Origin of the sequence: Brevundimonas sp. BH3, assembly GCF_045345115.1 — a bacterium.
GTDB lineage: Bacteria > Pseudomonadota > Alphaproteobacteria > Caulobacterales > Caulobacteraceae > Brevundimonas.
Genome location: NZ_CP150796.1, coordinates 1,420,309 through 1,440,661 on the forward strand (window position 1 = coordinate 1,420,309; position 20,353 = coordinate 1,440,661).

At 54.8% G+C, this 20,353-nt stretch carries 24 protein-coding genes and 1 pseudogene; 12 read left to right on the top strand and 13 right to left on the bottom strand.

Going from position 1 to position 20,353, the window contains the following annotated elements; all coding sequences use genetic code 11:
* Positions 1-12: 12 nt before the first annotated feature.
* Genes kdpB through WEU32_RS06755 form a run of 6 tightly spaced genes read left to right on the top strand, consistent with a single transcriptional unit; the run spans position 13 to position 6,916 of the window.
* Positions 13-2,085, top strand: a complete 2,073-nt coding sequence (kdpB, locus tag WEU32_RS06730; protein WP_406853326.1) for a potassium-transporting ATPase subunit KdpB — start codon at positions 13-15, stop codon at positions 2,083-2,085.
* Positions 2,085-2,234: a hypothetical protein gene (locus WEU32_RS06735; RefSeq protein WP_312137432.1), complete on the top strand. Its 150-nt coding sequence runs from the start codon at positions 2,085-2,087 to the stop codon at positions 2,232-2,234. The genes kdpB and WEU32_RS06735 overlap by 1 nt, the downstream gene beginning before the upstream one ends.
* Positions 2,227-2,964, top strand: a complete 738-nt coding sequence (locus WEU32_RS06740) for a TorF family putative porin (RefSeq protein ID WP_312137430.1) — start codon at positions 2,227-2,229, stop codon at positions 2,962-2,964. The genes WEU32_RS06735 and WEU32_RS06740 overlap by 8 nt, the downstream gene beginning before the upstream one ends.
* Positions 2,964-3,554, top strand: coding sequence for a potassium-transporting ATPase subunit KdpC (gene kdpC, locus WEU32_RS06745; RefSeq protein WP_406853327.1), 591 nt, complete (start codon positions 2,964-2,966; stop codon positions 3,552-3,554). Before WEU32_RS06740 ends, kdpC begins: the two co-directional genes overlap by 1 nt.
* A complete protein-coding gene (locus WEU32_RS06750) occupies positions 3,551-6,220 on the top strand; it encodes a DUF4118 domain-containing protein (RefSeq protein WP_406853328.1) in 2,670 nt (889 codons plus the stop codon). Before kdpC ends, WEU32_RS06750 begins: the two co-directional genes overlap by 4 nt.
* Before the next feature lie 9 nt (positions 6,221-6,229).
* Positions 6,230-6,916, top strand: coding sequence for a response regulator (locus WEU32_RS06755; RefSeq protein WP_406853329.1), 687 nt, complete (start codon positions 6,230-6,232; stop codon positions 6,914-6,916).
* 91 nt (positions 6,917-7,007) lie between these two features.
* On the opposite strand, the pseudogene WEU32_RS06760 reads toward WEU32_RS06755, so the two are convergent.
* The 5 genes and pseudogenes from WEU32_RS06760 to WEU32_RS06780 form a co-directional block, all read right to left on the bottom strand.
* Positions 7,008-7,418: pseudogene (locus tag WEU32_RS06760) on the bottom strand (DUF72 domain-containing protein); the annotation flags it as partial.
* 225 nt (positions 7,419-7,643) lie between these two features.
* The gene (locus tag WEU32_RS06765) at positions 7,644-7,829 is read right to left on the bottom strand and encodes a hypothetical protein (RefSeq protein WP_406853330.1); all 186 of its coding nucleotides are present in this window, start codon (positions 7,827-7,829) and stop codon (positions 7,644-7,646) included.
* 453 nt (positions 7,830-8,282) lie between these two features.
* Entirely contained in the window at positions 8,283-8,765 is a 483-nt protein-coding gene (locus tag WEU32_RS06770; RefSeq protein WP_406853331.1) for a hypothetical protein, read from the bottom strand.
* A complete protein-coding gene (locus WEU32_RS06775; RefSeq protein ID WP_406853333.1) occupies positions 8,762-11,467 on the bottom strand; it encodes a hypothetical protein in 2,706 nt (901 codons plus the stop codon). The genes WEU32_RS06770 and WEU32_RS06775 overlap by 4 nt, the downstream gene beginning before the upstream one ends.
* Before the next feature lie 456 nt (positions 11,468-11,923).
* Positions 11,924-12,394: a hypothetical protein gene (locus WEU32_RS06780; RefSeq protein WP_406853334.1), complete on the bottom strand. Its 471-nt coding sequence runs from the start codon at positions 12,392-12,394 to the stop codon at positions 11,924-11,926.
* Between the two features lie 158 nt (positions 12,395-12,552).
* On the opposite strand from WEU32_RS06780, the gene WEU32_RS06785 reads away from it, so the two are divergent.
* Entirely contained in the window at positions 12,553-12,699 is a 147-nt protein-coding gene (locus WEU32_RS06785) for a hypothetical protein (RefSeq protein WP_406853335.1), read from the top strand.
* Positions 12,689-12,841 carry a hypothetical protein gene (locus WEU32_RS06790; protein ID WP_406853336.1) on the top strand — a complete coding sequence of 51 codons (153 nt, stop codon included), beginning with the start codon at positions 12,689-12,691 and terminating at the stop codon, positions 12,839-12,841. The genes WEU32_RS06785 and WEU32_RS06790 overlap by 11 nt, the downstream gene beginning before the upstream one ends.
* A gap of 348 nt (positions 12,842-13,189) precedes the next feature.
* Here WEU32_RS06790 and WEU32_RS06795 read toward each other — a convergent pair whose 3' ends face one another.
* From WEU32_RS06795 to WEU32_RS06820, 6 genes are all read right to left on the bottom strand, one after another.
* Entirely contained in the window at positions 13,190-13,564 is a 375-nt protein-coding gene (locus WEU32_RS06795; protein WP_406853337.1) for a hypothetical protein, read from the bottom strand.
* Positions 13,561-14,040, bottom strand: a complete 480-nt coding sequence (locus tag WEU32_RS06800) for a hypothetical protein (RefSeq protein WP_406853338.1) — start codon at positions 14,038-14,040, stop codon at positions 13,561-13,563. Before WEU32_RS06800 ends, WEU32_RS06795 begins: the two co-directional genes overlap by 4 nt.
* Positions 14,041-14,495: 455 nt before the next feature.
* Positions 14,496-14,726, bottom strand: coding sequence for a zincin-like metallopeptidase domain-containing protein (locus WEU32_RS06805; RefSeq protein WP_406853339.1), 231 nt, complete (start codon positions 14,724-14,726; stop codon positions 14,496-14,498).
* Positions 14,714-15,280: an ArdC-like ssDNA-binding domain-containing protein gene (locus WEU32_RS06810; RefSeq protein WP_406853340.1), complete on the bottom strand. Its 567-nt coding sequence runs from the start codon at positions 15,278-15,280 to the stop codon at positions 14,714-14,716. The genes WEU32_RS06805 and WEU32_RS06810 overlap by 13 nt, the downstream gene beginning before the upstream one ends.
* Positions 15,281-15,309: 29 nt before the next feature.
* On the bottom strand, positions 15,310-15,492 hold the full coding sequence (locus tag WEU32_RS06815) for a hypothetical protein (RefSeq protein WP_406853341.1): 183 nt from the start codon (positions 15,490-15,492) through the stop codon (positions 15,310-15,312).
* Positions 15,493-15,494: 2 nt separating this feature from the next.
* Positions 15,495-15,650, bottom strand: a complete 156-nt coding sequence (locus WEU32_RS06820; protein ID WP_406853342.1) for a hypothetical protein — start codon at positions 15,648-15,650, stop codon at positions 15,495-15,497.
* 591 nt (positions 15,651-16,241) lie between these two features.
* Between WEU32_RS06820 and WEU32_RS06825 the strand changes: the two genes are divergently transcribed.
* The gene (locus tag WEU32_RS06825; protein WP_406853343.1) at positions 16,242-16,745 is read left to right on the top strand and encodes a hypothetical protein; all 504 of its coding nucleotides are present in this window, start codon (positions 16,242-16,244) and stop codon (positions 16,743-16,745) included.
* Positions 16,746-16,852: 107 nt separating this feature from the next.
* Positions 16,853-17,281: a hypothetical protein gene (locus WEU32_RS06830; protein WP_406853344.1), complete on the top strand. Its 429-nt coding sequence runs from the start codon at positions 16,853-16,855 to the stop codon at positions 17,279-17,281.
* 250 nt (positions 17,282-17,531) lie between these two features.
* On the opposite strand, the gene WEU32_RS06835 is transcribed toward WEU32_RS06830, so the two are convergent.
* The gene (locus tag WEU32_RS06835; RefSeq protein WP_406853345.1) at positions 17,532-17,705 is read right to left on the bottom strand and encodes a hypothetical protein; all 174 of its coding nucleotides are present in this window, start codon (positions 17,703-17,705) and stop codon (positions 17,532-17,534) included.
* 119 nt (positions 17,706-17,824) lie between these two features.
* Between WEU32_RS06835 and WEU32_RS06840 the strand changes: the two genes are divergently transcribed.
* Positions 17,825-18,223, top strand: a complete 399-nt coding sequence (locus tag WEU32_RS06840; RefSeq protein ID WP_406853346.1) for a hypothetical protein — start codon at positions 17,825-17,827, stop codon at positions 18,221-18,223.
* Positions 18,224-18,234: 11 nt separating this feature from the next.
* Entirely contained in the window at positions 18,235-18,648 is a 414-nt protein-coding gene (locus tag WEU32_RS06845; protein ID WP_406853347.1) for a hypothetical protein, read from the top strand.
* Between the two features lie 5 nt (positions 18,649-18,653).
* Here the strand turns inward: WEU32_RS06845 and terL are convergent, their stop codons facing one another.
* Complete coding sequence (terL, locus tag WEU32_RS06850; protein ID WP_406853348.1) at positions 18,654-20,318, bottom strand: phage terminase large subunit; 1,665 nt, start codon at positions 20,316-20,318, stop codon at positions 18,654-18,656.
* Between the last annotated feature and the right edge of the window lie 35 nt (positions 20,319-20,353).

Consider the following 20,353-nt stretch of genomic DNA (forward strand, 5'->3'; position numbering starts at 1 on the left):
GCGGATATTCCCATGACACATGTCACTCTAAATCCGTCTGAAGCGCCGTCTCCTGCATCGCCTTCTGTCGGGGGCGGGCTTGATGGGGCTATGTTCAAGCGAGCGCTGATGGATGCGCTCGCCAAGTTGAACCCCGTAAGACTTCTTAAAAATCCGGTGATCTTTTCGACCTGGATCGTGGCGCTTTTGGCCACGCTCTCGGCGGTGGTTGCGGTGTATTCAGGGCAGGCGGCGAGTTTTGCCGTGCAGCTTGCGCTATGGCTGTGGGCCACGGTGCTGTTTGCCAACTTTGCCGAAAGTATCGCCGAAGGGCGGGGCAAGGCCGCAGCCGACAGTCTGCGCGCCGCCCGCGTCACGACCAAGGCCAAGCTGATCATCGATACCAATACCGGCACCATTGTTCCGACACCGGCACACCAGTTGGAGGTCGGCGCACTGGTGCTGGTCGAGGCGGGTGATGTCATCCCGTCTGACGGCGAGATCGTCGAGGGTGTCGCCTCGGTCAACGAGGCCGCCATCACCGGCGAAAGCGCCCCCGTCATCCGCGAAAGCGGCGGCGACCGCTCGGCCGTTACCGGCGGGACCACGGTGGTTTCGGACTGGATCAAGGTGCGCATTACCTCGGCCCCCGGTGCGACCTTCCTTGATCGCATGATCGCCATGGTCGAAGGCGCGGACCGTCGTAAAACGCCGAACGAGCTGGCCCTGTCGGTTCTGCTGGCAGGCCTGACCTTGATCTTCCTGATCGCGGTGGCGGCCCTGCTGGGGCTGGGTGCCTATTCGGGCATCAAGCTAGACCCGATTGTGCTGGGTGCGTTGTTCATCACCCTGATCCCGACGACCATTGGCGGGCTTTTGTCGGCAGTCGGCATTGCGGGCATGGACCGTCTGTTGAAGGTCAATGTGCTGGCAACATCGGGTCGTGCGGTCGAGGCCGCAGGTGATGTGGATACCCTGCTGCTGGACAAGACCGGCACCATCACCTTTGGCAACCGCATGGCGACCGAGGTCATCCCAGTACCGGGTGTGCGCCCTGAAGCGGCCATGCGCGCCGCCATCATGGCATCCTTGGCCGACGAGACGCCCGAAGGCCGTTCCATCGTCGAATTGGGCCGCAATGCAGGTGTTACGGGCGACATGCCCGAGGGTGCCAAGACCATCCCCTTTAGCGCGGTGACGCGCCAGTCGGGACTGGAAGCCAATGGTCAGGCATGGCGCAAGGGTGCCGTTGATGCCGTGCTCAAGTCGCTGGGCCTCGCCGAGCAGGATGCTCCGACCGATTTTCGCGCGGCCGTAGACCGTATTGCTCGCTCGGGCGGCACGCCTCTGGCGGTGGTGGAAAACGACACCCTGATCGGCGTCATCCACCTGAAGGACGTGGTCAAGCCGGGGGTCAAGGCCCGCTTTGCCGACCTGCGCCGCATGGGGCTGCGTACCGTGATGATCACCGGCGACAATCCGGTGACGGCGGCGGCGATTGCTTCGGAAGCAGGCGTTGACGACTTCCTGTCCGAGGCGACGCCCGAGGACAAGATGCGCCTGATCAAGGCGGAACAGGCCAAGGGGCGACTGGTGGCCATGTGCGGCGACGGGGCAAACGATGCACCGGCTCTGGCTCAGGCCGATGTCGGTGTGGCCATGCAGACCGGCGCACAGGCCGCCCGCGAAGCTGGCAACATGGTTGATCTGGACAGTGACCCCACCAAGGTCATCGAGATTGTCGAGGTCGGCAAACAGTTGCTGATCACGCGCGGTGCCCTGACCACCTTCTCCATCGCCAATGATGTGGCCAAGTATTTCGCCATCATTCCCGCGATGTTTGTGGTCGGTCTGCCGTCGCTGGCGGCGCTGAATGTCATGCATCTGTCAAGCCCGCAAAGCGCCATCCTGTCCGCGGTTATCTTCAATGCGCTGGTGATCGTGGCCCTGATCCCGCTGGCCCTACGTGGTGTGAAATACCGTGCCATCGGGGCAGGCAAGCTGCTGGGCCGTAACCTGCTGATTTACGGTCTGGGCGGTCTGGTCGCGCCGTTTATCGGCATCAAGCTCATCGACATGGCCATCACAGCGCTGGGTCTGGCCTGATGCGCCCGTTCCACCGTTTCCTCGTGCGACTGGTGATCGCTTTTTCTCTTGTCGTGCTCATTGCGACGCTGTTCCAGCGCGCCAGCACGATGTCCGAGCCGACCGGCCAAACGGCGGCGGTTTCATCTTTGGAATCCGAACATGCGTAAGAAAATCCATGCCCCTGTTGTGGGCGTAAACAATGCCGTCTTTGGCATCGGTTGTGCCGCAGCCCTGATCGGGGCCGGTCTGTTTGGCGAAGCCCAAGCCGGGGAGGCCGCAAAGCCCAAGATCGGTTTCAATGCGGCTATCGCCTCCGACTATGCGTTTCGCGGTGTCAGCCAGACCTTTGAAGACCCTGCGGTTCAGGCCGGTATCGATGTCACCCACGGTATTTTCTATACCGGTGCATGGGCCTCGAATGTCGATTTCGGTGACGGTGAAACCGATGCCGAGGTGGACCTTTATGCGGGTGTCCGTCCCCGGTTCGCAGGTCTTAACTGGGACCTCGGCGTGGTCGGTTATCTCTATACCGGACAGCCTGACGGGGCCGACTATAACTATGCCGAGTTAAAGGCCGCCGCATCGCGAAATGTTGGGCCCGCCACCCTCGGCGCAGCCGTTTATTACTCGCCCGATTTCTTCGGAGCATCCGAGGACGAAGCCACCTATGCCGAGATCAATGCCAGTTACCCCGCGCATGAACGGGTGACTGTGTCGGGTGCCGTTGGCCACCAGTGGGTGTCGTCGGACCTTGATTATGTGACGTGGAATCTGGGCGCGGCATGGCAGGCGACGGATCATCTGGCGCTGGACCTGCGCTATCATGACACCGACGGGCACGATCTTGGCCAGACCTATGACGGTCGGGTCATCCTCAGTCTGAAGGCGGCGCTGTGATGCTGAACCATATTCGTCCGGCGCTTGTGATGGTCGTTCTGTTCACAGGCCTGCTGGGGGTGGCCTATCCGCTGGCTGTGACGGGGGTGGCACAGGCGGCCTTTCCGTCGCAGGCCAATGGCAGTCTGGTAAAGGATGCGGACGGTAAGGTTGTCGGCTCGGCTCTGGTGGGACAGGCTTTTGTCCAACCGGCCTATCTGCATCCTCGCCCGTCGGCAGCCGGCGAAGGTTATGACGCCTCGGCATCCTCGGGCACCAATATGGGCCCTCTGAATGCCGATCTGGCAGCGCGTGTCAAAGACGATACGTCCAGACTGAAGGCTGAAAACCCGACAGGCGCCATCCCTGCCGATGCCGTGACGGCCTCTGCATCGGGCCTAGACCCGCATGTGTCGCCGCAATACGCTGCTTTCCAGATTTCGCGAATTGCGAAGGCGCGGGGCGTCAAGGAGGCACAGGTGCGCGAGGTCATCGAGAACCATATCGAAGGCCGTACATTCGGCGTGCTGGGACAACCGCGCGTCAATGTTCTGCTGACCAACAGGGCGCTGGATGCGCGCCTTGGCCGACCGGACACCTCAAGCGAATGATCTCCCCCGTCCTTCCCAAAGAAGGCACTTTGGCCGCCCCGCGAAAGCGTGGGCGGCTGAAGGTTTTTCTCGGCATGTCACCGGGTGTGGGCAAGACCTACGAGATGCTGCGCGCCGCGCGCCGCCGCAAGGTCGAGGGGGCGGACGTGGTGGTGGGTGTGGTGGAAACCCATGGCCGCAAGGAGACCTCCAGCCTACTGCGCGGCCTCGAGGTCATGGCCAGAAAGCCCATTACCTATCGCGAACGGACCCTGCTCGAATTCGATATCGATGCGGCCATTGCCCGCCGTCCGGACCTGCTGCTGGTCGACGAATACGCCCATTCCAATGCGCCGGGATCACGCCACCCCAAACGCTGGCAGGATGTCGAGGAGATATTGGCGGCAGGGATTGATGTCTGGACCACCTTAAACGTCCAGCATCTGGAAAGCCTGTCGGATGTGGTGCTGCGCATTATCGGCGTGCGGCAAAGGGAAAGCGTGCCCGACAGTGCGCTGTCGCGCGCCGACGACATCGAACTGGTGGACATTACGCCCGAGGAACTGCGCAAGCGGTTGGCCGAGGGCAAGGTCTATGTGCCCGAGACGGCGCGTCTGGCATCGGATAATTTCTTCAAGCTGGAAAACCTTACGGCGCTGCGCGAACTGGCGCTGAGGCGGGCGGCCCAGACGGTAGACGACCAATTGACAGCCCGCCTGCGAGAGCAGGGGACGGCCGGCCCCTGGGCGGCGGGCGAGCGCATACTGGTGATGGTGACAGGCGATGCCATGGCTGCACCACTGGTGCGTACGGGGCGGCGTTTGTCTGACATGATGATGAATGCCCAGTGGACTGTGGCCCATGTGGACCGGCCCTCGGCTTCGCGTCATGTGGTGAGCGCGGCGGGCAAGCTGTCGGATGCTCTCAAACTGGCCGAGCAACTGGGCGCGCGCACGGCTGTGCTGAGTGGTGACGATGTGGTGCGGGCGGTTCTTGATTATGCCCACAGCAATCACGTCACCCAGATCGTTTTGTCCAAAGGACGCGATAGCCGCCTGTCAGAATGGCTGGGGCGATCACTGGCTGCCGAACTGTTGCGACAAGCGCAGGGTATCGCCATCCACATCATTACCGATGGCGCAGACACAGTACCGGAAGGACACCGCGAGGCAGCGCTCAGAATCCGTGGAGGCTGGCGCGGTTATGCCGTGGGCGTGCTCTGTGTAGCGGTTGCGACGGGTCTGGCCCTTGTGCTGGACCGTATGTTCGAGCGGGTTGATCTGGGTGTTATCTATCTGACAGCGGTGTTGGCGGCGGGGGCCATCTATGGCCTGCGTCCGGCGCTGGTGGCGGCGACCGTCGCCTTCCTGACCTATAATTTCCTGTTCCTGCAACCCCAGTTCAGTTTTGCCATAGGGTCGCCCACGGATGTGCTGACCCTGCTGGTGTTCTGGGGTGTGGCCCTGACAACGGGGGCACTCGCGGGGCGGGTGCGCGAACAGGCGCGTGCGGCACAAAGACGGGCCTCTGCCGTCTCTGCGCTACTGGCCGCAAGCCAGAGTCTGAGCGGGATCGGAGATCGCAACGAAGCGGCCCGTATTCTGGCCGAACAAACATCGGCCGCGGCAGGCAGTGGGGCGGTGGTCCTTCTGCCTCTGGAAGGTGAGTTGGCTCTCGTTGCTGGCTCGCCGCTCAAGCCCGATCTGGATGCCGAAACCATGGCGGCCGCACGCTGGGCGTGGGAAAAGGGCGAGCCGGCAGGTTTTGGTACTGGCACATTGCCACGCGTTCGCTGGACCTTCCAGCCGCTACAGGGCGTCAGGAACCGTGTGGGCGTGGCAGGCATAGAGTCTGCTGCCCTTTCTACCGGATCGGACGAAGAAAAACTGGCTCTGGCCCTGATGGATCAGGGCGCAGTGGCGGTCGAGCGTGCTGACTTGGCCGGTCAGGCGCTGGAAACCGAGACCTTGCGCCGGACCGATCGTTTCCGCGATGCCCTGATGAACTCGGTCAGCCATGACTTGCGAACGCCGCTGTCTACGGTTCTGGGCGCTTCGACGACCCTGATCGAACTGGGCAGCAAGCTGAAACCGTCTGTACGCGAAGACCTGTTATTGTCGATCCGCGAAGAGGCCGAGCGCCTCAGCCGTTATGTCGGCGATCTGCTGGATATGACACGACTGGAAGGCGGTGGACTGAATATTCGTACTGACTGGATCGATGTACGCGATGTGCTGAACGCCGCTGCCAAGCGGGTTGGGCGGCGTTTAGGTGATCGCAAACTGGTTCGGGATTTTCCCGATCGGCTCAGTCTGGTGATGATCGATCAGGGGCTTTTGGAGCAGGCTTTGGTCAATATTCTGGAGAATGCGATTACCTACAGCCCCGATGGTTCGGCAATTGAACTGGCTGCCTATGAGGATCGCGGCGCGGTGGTGATTTCCATCGAGGACGAGGGTAAGGGCATCCCGACCAATGAGTTGGAACGTGTGTTTGACAAGTTCCGCCGGATGGAAGCGCCGTCTGATCGCACCAAGGGGGCAGGGCTGGGGTTGGCCATATCCAAGGGTTTTATCGAGGCGATGAACGGACGCATTGCCGCGACCAGCCCGATAGCCGAGGGCAGGGGCACGCGAATTCTGATCCGTCTGCCCAAGGCCATCGCCACCCACCCGAACCTGCTCTAGGTTAAGCCTATGTCTGCCGTGCGCCCCCAAATTCTGGTCATTGACGACGAGCCGCAAATCCACCGCTTCCTGTCACCGGCACTGGATGCCGTGGGCTATGAACCGCGCCGCGCAGACAACGGGCAGGAAGGCTTGCGGGCTATTGCTCTGTGGAGCCCAGATGCGGTGGTTCTGGACCTCGGATTGCCGGACATGGACGGCAAGGATGTGCTCTCGCGGGCGCGTGAATTCTATGCCGGTCCAATCATCATCCTGTCGGCTCGCGACAAGGAGGCCGAAAAGATAGCGGCCCTTGATCTGGGCGCAAATGATTATGTCGAAAAGCCTTTCGGGGTCGGCGAGCTACTGGCGAGACTTCGTGCCAATCTACGTCAGACTTCGCCACGACCAGAGGTCACAGGCCCTCTGAGGCTGGGTAACATCCTTATCGATCTGGATCACCGCCGTATTACACGCAAGGACATGCCTATACGTGTAACGCCCAAAGAATATGATGTTCTGGCCTATCTGGCCCGCAATGTCGGCAAGGTTGTTGGTCATAAGGCCTTGCTGACGGCGATCTGGGGGAAGGCTCACGCCGAAGATACCCAATATCTACGCGTTGTTGTCGGACAACTGCGTCAGAAACTCGAGGATGATCCCGCACAGCCGCGACTTATCGTGACCGAACCCGGCGTGGGATACCGCTTACTATAGAGCAGCCCCATACTAACCTTGCCTAAGCAATCTAGCTCAACTCTGTCGGGGGCGATTGAAAGTGAATCAGGGTGAGGCTTGGCAATCCCGCCTATTTTACCTTTTCAATCAGGGCCATGGCGGCTGCCGGATTGCGGACTTTTGCGCCAGAGATGAAATAGGCGAAGACGTCGCCGTCCTTGGCCCATTCGCGGGTTTTGGCGGCGATGGTGTTTAGCTCGGTATTGGTCATGCCGGTGGGTTCGTCCTCGCGGCTGGACATCAGGCGGGCATAGGTGAAGTCGGCGGTGCGTTCGTCGATTTGCGGCCAGGTGGGTTCTTCGTCATCGACGGCATAGACTATGGCCGCGCCGTATTTGCGGGTGAGGTCATAGAATTCTTCGCAGGCAAAGGTGGGGTTTCGGATCTCTAAAGCGTGACGCAGGCGCAGGCCGTCCTTTTCCTCAGGCAACAGTTTCAGGAAGCCTTCGAAATCGACGGGATCGAATTTTTTGGTGCCCATACTAAGCAAGAGCATTACAGAGGGTCAGGTCGTGGCGACATTTTTCCAGCATGATATTGAAATCATGTGGGAATATAGATTTGTTTCTTCGAAAGGGTTCGCCCCACCCATCTTTATGATGGAGTAGGGCGAACTGACTCCATCAGGGTTTGAAGATCATCAAGATGGCGGTCATTAGCGCCATTGCGTTGAACTCAAACGAGAAGCTATGGGAGAATTTAAACATCAGTTTGTCTCCCAGCCGTCTGGTAGCGACGTGGCGGGCGTAGTGAGGTCGAACAGCGGGCTGTTCTTGAACTCACTGATGCGTCCCTGATTGACCCCAAGTCGGGCGGCTATCCAATGCTGGAAATAGCCTTTGATCAGAGCGAGTTTGACGACTGCATAGAGTCGCGGGGGAATTTTCGCCAAGAGGTATCTCCCTGTAATTGGCACCCTTCGCTCGGTCATGAACTTTCTACATTTTGTTGAAAGTTCTTGACCATACCCCGTATCCATGACCATTTGCGCGTGTTGATAGTGCATATCTTCAGTGGATAAAGGGCTAAGCTCAGGTTCATTGATGAAAGCGACTCTGGCCGCCAGCGCGTAATGCGTTAGGTGGCTTTTGTCGCAACTATATTGTCTAGTCGATCTCGGCCCGCTGAACAATCCCCCACCCGTTAACAGTCGAAGCGTTTGTGTGCCCGTTTCTTATTGGAGCAGGGCTTGGAGACGCTTGAGTAAGTAATTAAAGTTCATTTTATGTTCTAAAATTTCAAATTCGGCGTGCCCATACTAAGCAAGAGCATTACAGTGGGTAACTGATATTTGTTAAGCTATTGATCACGAAATAAAAAAGGGGGCCGAAGCCCCCTTGGATGGTCATAATCGATACCAGTCCGTCATCGGTAGATACTCCTTTGTGCCGTGCCCGTAGATTGCAGCTATCGATGGTAAATCTAGAGGGTTGTCGCTCATAAGTTTGTGTAATTGCGGGTTTGGTATCCCGTATGTTCGGACGTGCGCCGCATGGACGCGAGGCGACACGGGTGATTGAACAGTTAAGATAGTGAATTGGTCAGACGTTTTTACAGATTTTATCTGTGCAGTTTCGATCTGGTCTTCCGCAAGGTCAAGAACATATGGATTCAATGCTATTGCAGCTAGTTGCAGTTCTTCTGATGGGGCGATGCAGTATTCTATGGTTGCGGGGTCATTTAGGATTTCAGCCAGCTTCTGACCTTCGCGCATATGCCAGAAACGGCGCTTGCCTTTTGCCATCCTGATCATGCGGTGACGGTATCTGGTCACATCGTATGTTCTGTTCACGACTCGGGCCATGTGGGCTTCGTATGTATGGGTCATGCTGCGACCTCCTGAATGGCCACTGCATAGCGGCTGTAATAAATGATGGTGGCCATGGCGTTCCAAACTGAACGGTTGGCCAGCACGATGTTCTTTGGCGCAGGACCGGTGACCGGTGCGCGGAAGCCCAAATTGCGACCGCACGTCTGATTGAATTGATCAATGTGGTAGAGGCGAACGGCAGTGCCGATCCCAAGCCAAGCATTGATGGCTTCCAAGCGGGCCAGTGCCGTTGGTGGGAGGCATGTCAGAAGCTGGACGATGTCTAGGCCCAAGTAGGCGTTGGACCCTTTCGCAGTATGGTGGGTGTTACTTCCCACGACGCCTTTCAGCTTGTTACCAATCGGCTTGAAGCTAGGGTTTGCGGCAGTGAACTCGGCAATGCGCAGACCGCCCGTCTTTGATGTCACTCGCGTCGATGGTCGGACCTCGACCGGAGACCGCGCGATGTGTGGTGTGTCCAGTTCGGTGACCATCCACTTGATACGGTCCTCTTCGTTCACATACGCGATCTTCTTTGAAAGCGTGGCGGGCAGGGCTTCGGTCGTCAGGACAAGTGTCCGCTGATAGACAGGCCATGGCTTGATGTGGATGGTCCACTGTTGGCCAGCGACGTTGAATGGACTGTCTTCTTTGAGGTCCATCGCATACTCGTTCGAGTTGGCGAGGGTGACCGTCTCGTAAACCTTCGCCTCGAACAGTTCACAAGCGGTCTCGAAGGTGAGGCCAGCCGGAACAGGGTCCGTCTCGCTATACTTCTTGAAGGCTTTGAACTTGTCGTTCGGGCTGGTCGATGAGGTCCACAGCCTCTTGCCTTCGTGCTTAGTGAACGACAGACGTGTGATCCACTCGCGATATTCCATCGGCGCGAGGGTTACGAGGTTGTCCACCGACACTTCATCGTGGATGAGGAGGTCGATTGCCGTATCTTTCTTGATGTCTTCAAACGACTGACAGGCGGAGATCATGCGTCGGGTGGAGGGCTTACGGTGCCAGCCGTGCGCCACATCATGAACCGTGAAGAAGACCGTCTTGTTGGTGCGTTGAAGGATGATCCCGTTGAAATACTTTTCGATCATCTCGGACACTGCGGGCTGTCGCGTCTTGATAGTGTGGTCGAGAGATGGGTCACCGAAACTCACCGAATCCGCCACCGTGAAGGGCTTGATTTTCAGCTTCTCGCAAGCAATCGCGTAGATGCGAGCGTGTGAGAAAAGGACGATGCCTGTCAGGGCTGTCTTATTCTCGGTCTGGATCGTGTTGAACTCTTTGCATTTCTCTTTGGCCAACTCGTAGGTCGAGAAGGCCACCATCGCGGTGCGCATATCTTTGACTGCGAAGTAGCGTCGCATGTTCACGAAGAGGCTGCGGCTCTTGCTGATACCTTCGGCGGCAGACAGGAGGTTGAGTCTCGCGCCATCCAGCACCAGATCGGTCATGACATCGCTGATGGCTTGGACGGCAGACTGGCGATCCTTGGCTGTATCCGCGAAGGTCTGTTCCAGATGGCTGCGCTTTTCGCCCATTGGTTTCAGCTTCGAGGCGTTGAACTCGACGATCCAGTTTTGGACCATCTCGCCAAGGGTCAGGGGGAGAGGGCGGGCTTTAGGATAGTTGTCGTCGGTCTTGCCACGGATCAAGATCGTGCGGTGATCCTCATCCATGATCGAGGCCGGATTCTGGTCGTCAGGGCCATTGAGAAAGCGGGCTGTCAGCTTGCCACCTTCTTCTTTGAATCCCTCGAATTTGGGAAACGAGGTGAAGATCGATCTCATCTTCGCTGCGCAGTATTCCATCTCATCATTGTTGTTCATGAGAGTGACCGGCTTGCGCGATGATGTGGCCGCTCGTTTTGCAACGACGGTTGGAGACTGGATGAAGTCGGAGGGTGAGAAGACGCTCTGGTTACCGGTGTTGCGGACACGGATGTTCTCAAAGACGACGACCTGTGGCGTCACGACCTGAGCGTCGGTCACGCCAAAGATTTTGGGGCCACCGGCGCGGATGCCGTTCGGCAGACGGCGCAACTGTTCCGGACGTTGGAGGCTGGCGTCAGCTTTGATGTGGGCTGGAATGGCAAAGTGCGTTTTGAACTGGCCTTGCAGCGTGTGCCAAGTGGCTCGGAAGCCATCGCGAAGCGAGGTGATTGGCATCGCTTTGAGTTCGTCAGTTGAGAACGCAAAATGGCAGTGGAAGGACTTGTTACCGCTCCACACCATGCAGCATCCCGCATAGTCTTTGAACTGTGAGGCGAGATGAGTGTCGAACTGACCCATCATGCTGTCGCGTGGCTGACGAGTGTGCTTCGCCCAGTTTAGCTGGTCTTTGAAGAAGCTGATGTCGTTCTCGTCATGCTCGAACGTGAAGATGTAGAACGGGCCGATATCCGTGCGCTCCATCGGGCGGGCAGGGATGGTGTTCGTGTCGATGCGCAGGGCGTTGGTGAAGTAGGTTTGGACAGGCCAGTCTTCCGGATTGTCCAACATGCCTTTCGCGCCGATGTGGTCGCGGCCTGTCTCATCGAATTTCGAGGAGATGTGGAGGTAGTGGCCTTGGTCTTCACAGTAAACTTGCGGCTTGATGAAGGTGTCAAGAAAGCTGGATGGCTTTCCGAGGTTGCCGAGCAAGCGTTTGATTTCACCATTACTTAGGTGAGGGGTTAGGATGGGGACAAAATAGTCCTCAAAAACAGTATGTGACATGATCTAGTGTTTAGCATTTGGTCTAGTTAATTGAGACGGGCGTGGCCGACCATGCTATGAAACCTACGAGGATAGCTACTTCCCTGTATGCCCGTCTCAAAATCTATTTAGTCCGAGATGATAAAATCTGTCATTATTCATCTGAAAAACTTGCACTGGATGACCGGTCCAAGCCGGAATCATGTCGTGCGCTCGCTTTGCGGCTCGCTCGCACGGCTTCGCCGGTGGTGTGTTATGTGTGATTTCGGGGAAAACGGGATAATCGGGCCAAAACAGGCCAAATCTTGCTTAAACCGTTGATTTATATGTGTTTTCCATTTTCCGCGCTAAGCGGGAATCTTTATAGTATTATAAGGTTTCCGGCTTAGCGCGGAATTTTGGGCGAAGCCCTATTTCCATGCGAAAGCAAGACCAAAGCCATCTCAAATGAGCGAAGCGAACAGGCAGCATTATTGGTCAGAACGCATACCAGCCGCTCGCAAAGCGGTATTGCTCCGCAAGATGTTTGACGCGAGGCGGCAAGCCGAGGAGCGGAAAACAGCAATGGGCGGGCAGGGCGAACCAACGGGCAGCCCGTGCCGCCACAGCTACTGGCGGATCATCTAAGTAATCCACGACATAGCCATTCATCTCGACGGCTGTGAATTGTGCTTCAAGGCAAGGGTCCGCTATACAGCCGATGGTTCGAGGGTCCATCTCTACGGCTGCAAGCTGGAGGTCCGGCGCAGGGTCTTTGATATGCTGGATCGCCCATGCATTGCAGAGGATGGCGGTCATGCTCACCTCGAAGCTTGGGTCTGAGATATAGGCGAGGTTGTGCGGTTCAATCTGGACGGCTGCAAGCTGGATCGTCTCGGATGGGTTATCCAGTTCCGCGAAGTAATCCGGTCTCGCAATAATCAATCTGATGGTGTCGTCGGTATTCATATAGATGTATTTAAGATCATCTATCACCGGTTAAGGGCATAGTTATGCCGCTGAATGTCCGGTTATTACCCCTTAATCCCGCTTTTTTGGGCTTTCTTGATAAATACTTTTGAGGACCACAACGCCCCTCATCAGAAACAACTATCAGGAGACCTATTATGGCTTGTTATCCACGCGAAACCATCGACAACTCTTACGAGGCTTTGGCTTACTTTGATTGGCTCGACCAGCAGGAGGAGGCGAAGCGCCTCGCTGCGCAGGAAGCCGAGACCATCCAGCAGGAGGCTCAATCTCATGCTGCGTAAGCTTGACCTAGACCGCTGGATGCGAGGCACCTTCATCTTTGGTTGCCTCATGGTTCTGACAGTTGACCAGACCATCCCCGCAGACTTGCTCTTCATCCCCACCGGCTTGAGCCTCTGGCTTGCCTATGAACTCAGCCGTTGACCGGCTTCAATGACGAAGAATGGAAGGCCATCGAGGAGATAGGCTTTCAACGTCTCATGGATGAAATATACCTCATGAGACGGCTCGGAATGGAAGGGGAGGACCGTCGCGATCCCCTTCCAGCGGCATTCCTTCAAGACGCTATGGAATACACGGCTCAGACCGGTGAGGACTTTGAAAAGTTCTGTCAGAGGCAGTGGAAACACTACAAGCAATACCGGATGTTTAAGGGTCCGGAATAATACCGCTCAGGATGCCTCTATTTGACCCTCAGATGGCCGCTGAGGGGCATCGTAGGGCAGAGGCGACGCCACGATCATTTTCGGCAATCAATGCGCCTCTACGGCCTTAAATCTCGAACCAATCTTGAGCGATCTTCATCGCCTTGGCTCGTTTTTCAATCCGGCTCACCGCGATAGGAGACCACAATCCACCACGGGTTGTCCGGTGACCCGCTTCATTTAGAGCATCGGCTGTGGCTTGGAGGCTTTGCCCATCGTTGCGAAGCTTGGCGACCAGACCCGCAATCTGCATGATCAAGGCGTCCGCCCTCTTACTTTGAGAAGCGCGACCAGCCGCGCTGGCCTCGGCTGTCACCCGACCGGATTTCAGTGAAGTAATCTTCTTGCCGGTCTTTGTGACGTAATACCCATCGGCGGCGATCTTGGCCTTTGCCTCAGCAAGTGCGGCCTTGATCTTCGCTGACCTGACTGGATCACTCATAGGTCATACCAGTGTAACGCAGGGGCCATCTTGCCAATCGTTTGTTTTGAGCCAATGGCGCTGCATAAGATGGCAGTAATAATTGGCGGGACGTAGCGGCGTCGATACATCACGGCTGCCCCATTCAGCATTGCAGCTAATCGCAACAGTCTAAGTGATGGTCGATTGATTAGCGAAATGTCGAAAGGATTTGCTTTGACCGCAATAAACTGAACTTTTTTAGTGGGATACCTTATGAGTTTAAATGCCCGAGGGTCAGCATTAACGGCGGCAAGCTGAACTTTTTCAGATGGTCGGTCTATGAAATTCAACGCCACCACGCGCTCGGTCACCGCCGCAATCTGCACGGCTTCCGAGGGGTTTTTGATTTCGCCAAAATAGTAGCTGCCAATATGGTAGCCGTCGCTAGGTCTGCGCGGCTGGTTCGATACGAGTTCGATCTGTTCAGCTTCTGATAGTTCGTTGATGTCTTCCATTTGAATAGCTCCTGTTTTCGTTCTTGAAACCCATTTATCCAAACATCCTTCATATAGATACGCGGATGTTACGATATTTATAACATTGGCGCATCTATGTATCAAAAATAGCACACACCTAACTTTGCTAAATAGGATTGTGGCGGCTTTCTCTCCTGTTGTGTCGCCATGCGTTGTTAAGGTTGGCCGGACCGCTCATTTTCGTTCTGACCGCTCGAAGGTCTGGCCAATCCCAACAAAGAAAAACCCCGCTCGATGGCGGGGTTCATAGTTTCAGATTTTGCAGGGCGTAAGGTCACCGGCCTTGGCTCTGTCTGACGCCTCCCGCCACGCTTGCGCCTCTCTTTGATACTCTTCCGCCCATTGGCCGGACCCATGCGCCGTGGCGAGGATTTCGGCGGCTCTAGCCTTCGCCAGACGTTGTGCCGCGATCTTGTTCGCAAGTTGTTGCCGGATCATGCCGCCACCTCGAACAGGTCACCTTGGACGGGCTTAGCCATGCCCCTTGCCGACAACTCAAAGAGAAGATCGAAGGCGGCTTGCGCCTTAGATGCCGCTGTGAAGATGGCGCGTTTGTCGTTTTTCAAAACCTTGATCCAGCTTGCGATGTATGAGGCGTGATCCTCGCGAGGCTCAGCGCTGATGCCGAGTCCAGCCATGACGAAGGCCGCGCCTAGTTCCGCCACGAGTTCCTCAAAGGCGTAAGCTTCATCACCACAATGTCACGGCTTGGGGCGAAGAAGGCCGAATTCCCGCCATGGCGGATATCAGCACCTACGGCATTCAGGAACTGATCGGCGTATTCGATGCGCTCTTCGTCGCTTTCAAAGACGGTTCCGGTCTCGAATTTTTCGGGCAAGGTCTCGAATTGATCGACGTTAAAAACCGTATATTCTTTGCAATACATGCGATCTTCTTCTTCGCCGGTTTCCTCATCCTTCAAAGTCAGCTTGGACCAAAAGACAATTGAGGTGCCTTTCTCGCCTTTGCGAAGTTTGGCCTTAGCGGTCACGGCTTGCTGGAAAGTCATCCAGCTAGAATTCTCGTAACCCTTGGCTTGAGCCTCGCCCCATAGCAACACCACGTTGATGCCGCGATATGGCTTTCCGGTGATGCAATTCGTCGGCATCACGGCCTTGCCGCCTTTGCCATTTTTCCATTGAGCCGCCCATGGCTGTGTGCCGGTTTCCAGCATTTTGATGATAGCATTCGTGACGGTTTGATGAGTGTCGCGTTTCATAATCAAAGACCTATAATTTAAAGTTATAGTCAAACAGCAGAGGAAAGGAGGTTGTGACGGCCATTCAAAAGATGTTCCGGCACCGTGCGGCCTTCGCTTTCAAACAACGCGATGTTTGCGGATATTGCGTTGTAAGCCTTGGCAAGATCAGCCGTGACTACGGCACCATTCCAAAGGCGATCACCGGCCACGATTTCTTGAAACTGGATCATGATTAGTAACCCAGCCAATCCAGAACTTCAGAACCGACATATTCGGCCTTGTCGCCAACTTCTTCGAGGAACAGGGACCAATCGGCGTTATGCATCTCGATTTCGTGGCGGGCACCGATCCGGTCGGTGATATATTCGCAAGCTTGTTCGTAAGACATTTGGTTGATCCCGTTCAAAGGTTGATTTGATGCAACCAATCATCTTTGAATATGGAATCCTGTCAACGAATTATTTGATTTGATACCGATAATTCTTATAAGTTATTGATATTATTGTATTATTATTGATAAAAAAGCCGCAGGTCTAAAAACCTATGTCAAGGTCGCTTTACATTTCCTAGGCACGATCTAGGCAAACGATCCCAGTCAAGCGCCTAATGCAACACATACTGTTACAGTTTAGAAAAAGCGTAACGCCAGACAGTCAGGCCGGACCCCTATATAAGAGACGATCCACGGCAGGATTCCATAGCCTATGGAAACCGGCACCAATGAATTCAGACGCTTGACTAGATCGTCGGTGAGATGGTCACGGATTCCAATGTTTCACGGGCTTTGATCGTCGCCGCCATCATCAGTTTGAGAGGCCATGGCGATCAGGGTCGAGCCAGAGGATTGAGGGGCACCATCTGCCGGACCATACCCACCCCCTCCGAGGGGGGAGACCCCCACGGGGTGACGTAATATAGGCCATTCAGATTTTCGCACCAAAATGATTTGGGTTATGGTCTCGCCATCATGGGGGAAGAGATGGCTAAACATCGTTACTACAAGCATCGTATGGCACAGATCGTTAGTGACGCCACTAAGTCGGTGGGTCTAGCAATTATTCAAGCTTTTGAAGAAACCCGTGCGGTTGGTTATTTCGATGGTGATCGCATGGTTATGACCGTCGCTACAAAAGCTGATGAAGCTATCAGGCCGTGGTTAGTAGAGTTTAGAACCGAGTATGTATTTGAAGCTAATCGTTTTCCGTTTAGGAAAGTAAAATATCTTCAAGACATAGCGCAAAAATCTCAAAGACAAATTTTTGAAGTTACTAAGAATATACTTCCATCTGATATGCAGGAGGACTTTGACAGAAACCTCTATGCGGAATTTATTGAAAAATCTTCGGTGAGTGCGGCTTCTCACCTTGATACCTATTTCAATCGTGTTGAACTCATGCCTTGGTATAAAAGGTTAAGCCTACTGAGCGGCCTCATATGGCTGATAGTTGGAAGTGCAATCACGAAGCTGATCGACCTCCTCTAGCTATTGTTGGCATTGCGAACGCTGTTTGCCACAAGCCTAACGCGGCCATTCCGCTTCCCGCACCAAAATGATTTGGGCTATGGTCTGGCCATCATCTGGGGGGTTCTATGAAACGTGCATTATTGGTCGCGGCGGCGGCACTCTCACTGACTGCCTGTGAGAAGATTACCTCTGATTGGACGCACACCATTCAAGAAGATCATTTACGCAACCGTTCTAGAGTGGTCGCTCTTAATCAGTCGCGTGACAACAATGATATTGTCTTATACGCTGTAAAAGAATTTGATGGCACCAAGAATGGAAGTATTCATTGGGGAAATTTTGGCTGTCGGATTGGAAGTGAAATCGAAATAAAGTTCGATAACGGTCCTATCTACAAATTACTTTGTAATGACGCGATTAAATTTAGCAATGTTGGCTTCATAACATTCGATGGTGATTGGGTTGAGCAGATTGAAAACTCTTCGCAGGTTGTCGTCGCTCAAGGTGAACTTAGTTATAGGTTCAACACTAAAGGTCTTAAACTCAACCGATAATCCCCAAGCCTCCTTCACCGGAGGCTTTTTTATTTGCGTCAAATCCGTGGCGTAGTTTTTCAATTTTCCCTTACGCGATGGGCGTTTGCGCGAGGCAATCGAAAAATTAGCTGAATCTAAAAATAAAGAATTTGAACCCAGCCCCCTGCTAACCCCACGATTAGGCATTAGCGAAACAAAGGGTTCCCCCGTGAACGGTTCAATCAAAATCGAAATCAACATTGATCCAGACGTTATCAAGAGTGTCCTCTTAACTGTTCGGCTCATGGTCATGGTCATGGTTGGTGGCATCATCAATCTGCCGAGTATCCCCATCCCCCTGTGAGCAAAGTTCTTCTATGGTCACCGCCATCATCTCTGCATCGCGCAATGCAATCTTGGCAAGGGCGGCAAGCCGGATTTCAGAGTAACGCTCTGGCGTCATGTTTATGACCTCCGCTGGTATGATTGACGGATTGTTCACCGCTAATGCACCAAGTGGATGCATAGATAGTGGACGGTGGGCCTTCGATCATGAAAATTAGAATCCTCACTTGCATAGTTATGATCGCGCTCGCAGCTTGTGCTGCTGAGAGCGATGCGCATGTATCCTCCTCCGCAAATGAAGTGGTTTATCTTGAATGTGTCGGTGAGCATTATGTCGTAGATGGTGGCTCACCCTTCAGCCAAGTTGAACACCTCAAGATCGACTATCGCGAAGAGGTTGTTTCTACTTTCCAAAATCAGCGGGAATTGGTTTGGAATGGAATTACTAATTTTTCTGACGGTCTCATCATGTCGCGGACTGTGAGTCGAACCCCCGAAGCCACCAAATCGATGAACATCATGCTCAATCGTTATCGTCGCACCGTGACCATCACTGAGACTGAAACTGGTCAAGAAAGTTATCGTTTTTCTGGGGTTTGTGAAATCGTCGATGGGCCGCCCGTCCGTGTCTTCTAAGAGATATTGATATGAATAGGTTCATCACTGCCCTATGCGCAGCTTCGATAGCTTCATGCTTCGCTCAGGAGCCCGCTCCTGCTCAATCAACTGAAGATGTTGTCTATCTTCGATGTTCGGGCGTGACAGAGCACACTGATTCCAGACCATCCACGCAAGAATCTAAGTTCTTTAAAATCAATATCGATTTGGCGCGCGTGTATGGGTTAATCGGTGATATCGAGATTGAATATCCAGTTGATGCATTGATCAACGGGTTGATCATTCAAGCGGAATGGATAGCGGGCACTACGGAGTCGAAGATTCGTTTCAGTCGTTACGAAGGAACTGTTGAGCAAACCTTCTACTTTCATAGTGAAGGGAGAGGTAATACGTTTTCAGGTGAATGCTCGAAGATTGATGGTCCTCCGGCGCAGATGTTCTGAAAGTTCTATCGCGCGACTCGACGCCCCAAGCCACGCCTGATTTCACAGACGTTATTCTTTAGGGTCCGTTTCTGATTGAAGAAGCGGTCCTCGAATTCACGGTCCAGCTTCTCGCGATGTTGCTGCAAAGCCTTCTCTTCATCGACGCTCATGAACTGCTGCCAGTGGGCTACGCCCATGGCCAGAACGTCGATCCTATCGTCATGCTTCAACGATCCACGCACCGCCGAGATGTGGGTCATTTGATAGACGCCACTACGCACACGCTCCGACTTCAAGTCCTCGACCAGAACCTCACGATCAAAGACCAGACGATGTTGCTTCATGGACGGTTCGAGAGCGTTGATAATACGCTTCTCCTTCAAGACGTGATACTTCACGCCGCTGAGACCACAGCGCCATGCTGATGACTGCTGTCGGTTCAAGATCGGTTGGAGCAGTGCGCGGAACATACCGTCGCCAAAAGTGTCTTCTGCGACGATGGTATTGACCTTCTGGGCCTTGGCGATCTCGACCAGTTTCTCACACGTTTCAATGGAAGCACCGTCCGTAAGACCGCCCCATGCGCTGACGTAAATCTTACCGTTGAGGAAGCGCGTGACGACATAGGCCGTCTCATCCTGACCCGTGCCGCTTGGGTCGATATGCATCACCGCTCCGGTATATGCGGTCCACTCCTGACTGACATTGAACGGTGAGTGGAAACGGTCACCGATGAAACCAAAGTTGGGAAGGTTCGGGTCTTTGATTTGACGCTCGTCGCCACTGCCATAGGCCATCGTGACCGGAGCCTGATCCAGATCGATATTAGTGACGATCAGGTCAGAGGTTTTCAGCGGATACTTCACGGCATCGGAGAGCGCCGTATCCAACATCATTTGCAGCATGAACTCTGCTGCTGTGCCGTCCATCTCGGCTTCTAGAAGCTTCTCGTCAGAGAAACGATCAGGGTCTGTTGACTGGCCACCATGCACCGACAGGGTAGGGGTGCAGAGCGAAGGATCGGCTTCGATCCTCTTGGCGATCATTGGAGCCAGAAGATCACCATAGTTCGCTATCTTGCTGGCGAGCGGATAGCGGGCTGGCCAGATACGGACACGATAACCACGGGCAACCATCCCGTTGTAGATCGACTCTGCCGACTGAGGCGTTCCCAAATAGATGATCCGGCAGTGCGGATCGGGTTTCAAAATCTTCGAGAACTCACCGATGCGACTACGCAGTTTGTCGCGCATATCTTCGGTGGCAGAGTTGTTCTGAACCTCGATATCGTCGGCAATGATCAAATCCGCTCTGTTGTTCGGAAGCTGACCAGTGATACCGATGCAGCTAACCGACGGCTGACGGTCGGCCTTGGCTGGACCCACATCAAAAGCCAGTGTCGATGAGCGTTGGTCGCCTTGTGGTTTCAGATGATCCCACAGACCTTCACCAGCTTCATGGTGGATGATCTGCCGGATAAGAGTGGCGTTCTTGATCGCAGCAGCTTCACCAGCCGAGACGATCATCACCTTCCAGTTTGGATCACGCCAAAGACACCAGACCGCAAAGGCCGATGTCAGGAAGGATTTACCGAGACCACGGAAGCCTTGGATGAAGATACGGCTGCCGCCGTTGGCCAGATAGTCAGCGATATCAAGCTGGACTGGCGTCGGTTCTGGAAGCAGCACAACGTGCTTCCAGACGTAGCGAGCGAAGATGCTGA

What these genes read in the sequence shown, in the direction of transcription:
- WEU32_RS06750 (WP_406853328.1), top strand. Translation starts at nt 3,551, where the DNA reads ATGATCTCCCCCGTCCTTCCCAAAGAAGGCACTTTGGCCGCCCCGCGA.
- WEU32_RS06775 (WP_406853333.1), bottom strand. Translation starts at nt 11,467, where the DNA reads ATGTCACATACTGTTTTTGAGGACTATTTTGTCCCCATCCTAACCCCT.
- WEU32_RS06740 (WP_312137430.1), top strand. Translation starts at nt 2,227, where the DNA reads ATGCGTAAGAAAATCCATGCCCCTGTTGTGGGCGTAAACAATGCCGTC.
- WEU32_RS06845 (WP_406853347.1), top strand. Translation starts at nt 18,235, where the DNA reads ATGAATAGGTTCATCACTGCCCTATGCGCAGCTTCGATAGCTTCATGC.
- kdpB (WP_406853326.1), top strand. Translation starts at nt 13, where the DNA reads ATGACACATGTCACTCTAAATCCGTCTGAAGCGCCGTCTCCTGCATCG.
- WEU32_RS06825 (WP_406853343.1), top strand. Translation starts at nt 16,242, where the DNA reads ATGGCTAAACATCGTTACTACAAGCATCGTATGGCACAGATCGTTAGT.
- WEU32_RS06795 (WP_406853337.1), bottom strand. Translation starts at nt 13,564, where the DNA reads ATGAGTGATCCAGTCAGGTCAGCGAAGATCAAGGCCGCACTTGCTGAG.
- WEU32_RS06780 (WP_406853334.1), bottom strand. Translation starts at nt 12,394, where the DNA reads ATGAATACCGACGACACCATCAGATTGATTATTGCGAGACCGGATTAC.
- WEU32_RS06735 (WP_312137432.1), top strand. Translation starts at nt 2,085, where the DNA reads ATGCGCCCGTTCCACCGTTTCCTCGTGCGACTGGTGATCGCTTTTTCT.
- WEU32_RS06755 (WP_406853329.1), top strand. Translation starts at nt 6,230, where the DNA reads ATGTCTGCCGTGCGCCCCCAAATTCTGGTCATTGACGACGAGCCGCAA.
- WEU32_RS06785 (WP_406853335.1), top strand. Translation starts at nt 12,553, where the DNA reads ATGGCTTGTTATCCACGCGAAACCATCGACAACTCTTACGAGGCTTTG.
- WEU32_RS06770 (WP_406853331.1), bottom strand. Translation starts at nt 8,765, where the DNA reads ATGACCCATACATACGAAGCCCACATGGCCCGAGTCGTGAACAGAACA.
- WEU32_RS06800 (WP_406853338.1), bottom strand. Translation starts at nt 14,040, where the DNA reads ATGGAAGACATCAACGAACTATCAGAAGCTGAACAGATCGAACTCGTA.
- kdpC (WP_406853327.1), top strand. Translation starts at nt 2,964, where the DNA reads ATGCTGAACCATATTCGTCCGGCGCTTGTGATGGTCGTTCTGTTCACA.
- WEU32_RS06830 (WP_406853344.1), top strand. Translation starts at nt 16,853, where the DNA reads ATGAAACGTGCATTATTGGTCGCGGCGGCGGCACTCTCACTGACTGCC.
- WEU32_RS06815 (WP_406853341.1), bottom strand. Translation starts at nt 15,492, where the DNA reads ATGATCCAGTTTCAAGAAATCGTGGCCGGTGATCGCCTTTGGAATGGT.
- WEU32_RS06810 (WP_406853340.1), bottom strand. Translation starts at nt 15,280, where the DNA reads ATGAAACGCGACACTCATCAAACCGTCACGAATGCTATCATCAAAATG.
- WEU32_RS06820 (WP_406853342.1), bottom strand. Translation starts at nt 15,650, where the DNA reads ATGTCTTACGAACAAGCTTGCGAATATATCACCGACCGGATCGGTGCC.
- WEU32_RS06790 (WP_406853336.1), top strand. Translation starts at nt 12,689, where the DNA reads ATGCTGCGTAAGCTTGACCTAGACCGCTGGATGCGAGGCACCTTCATC.
- WEU32_RS06835 (WP_406853345.1), bottom strand. Translation starts at nt 17,705, where the DNA reads ATGACGCCAGAGCGTTACTCTGAAATCCGGCTTGCCGCCCTTGCCAAG.
- WEU32_RS06840 (WP_406853346.1), top strand. Translation starts at nt 17,825, where the DNA reads ATGATCGCGCTCGCAGCTTGTGCTGCTGAGAGCGATGCGCATGTATCC.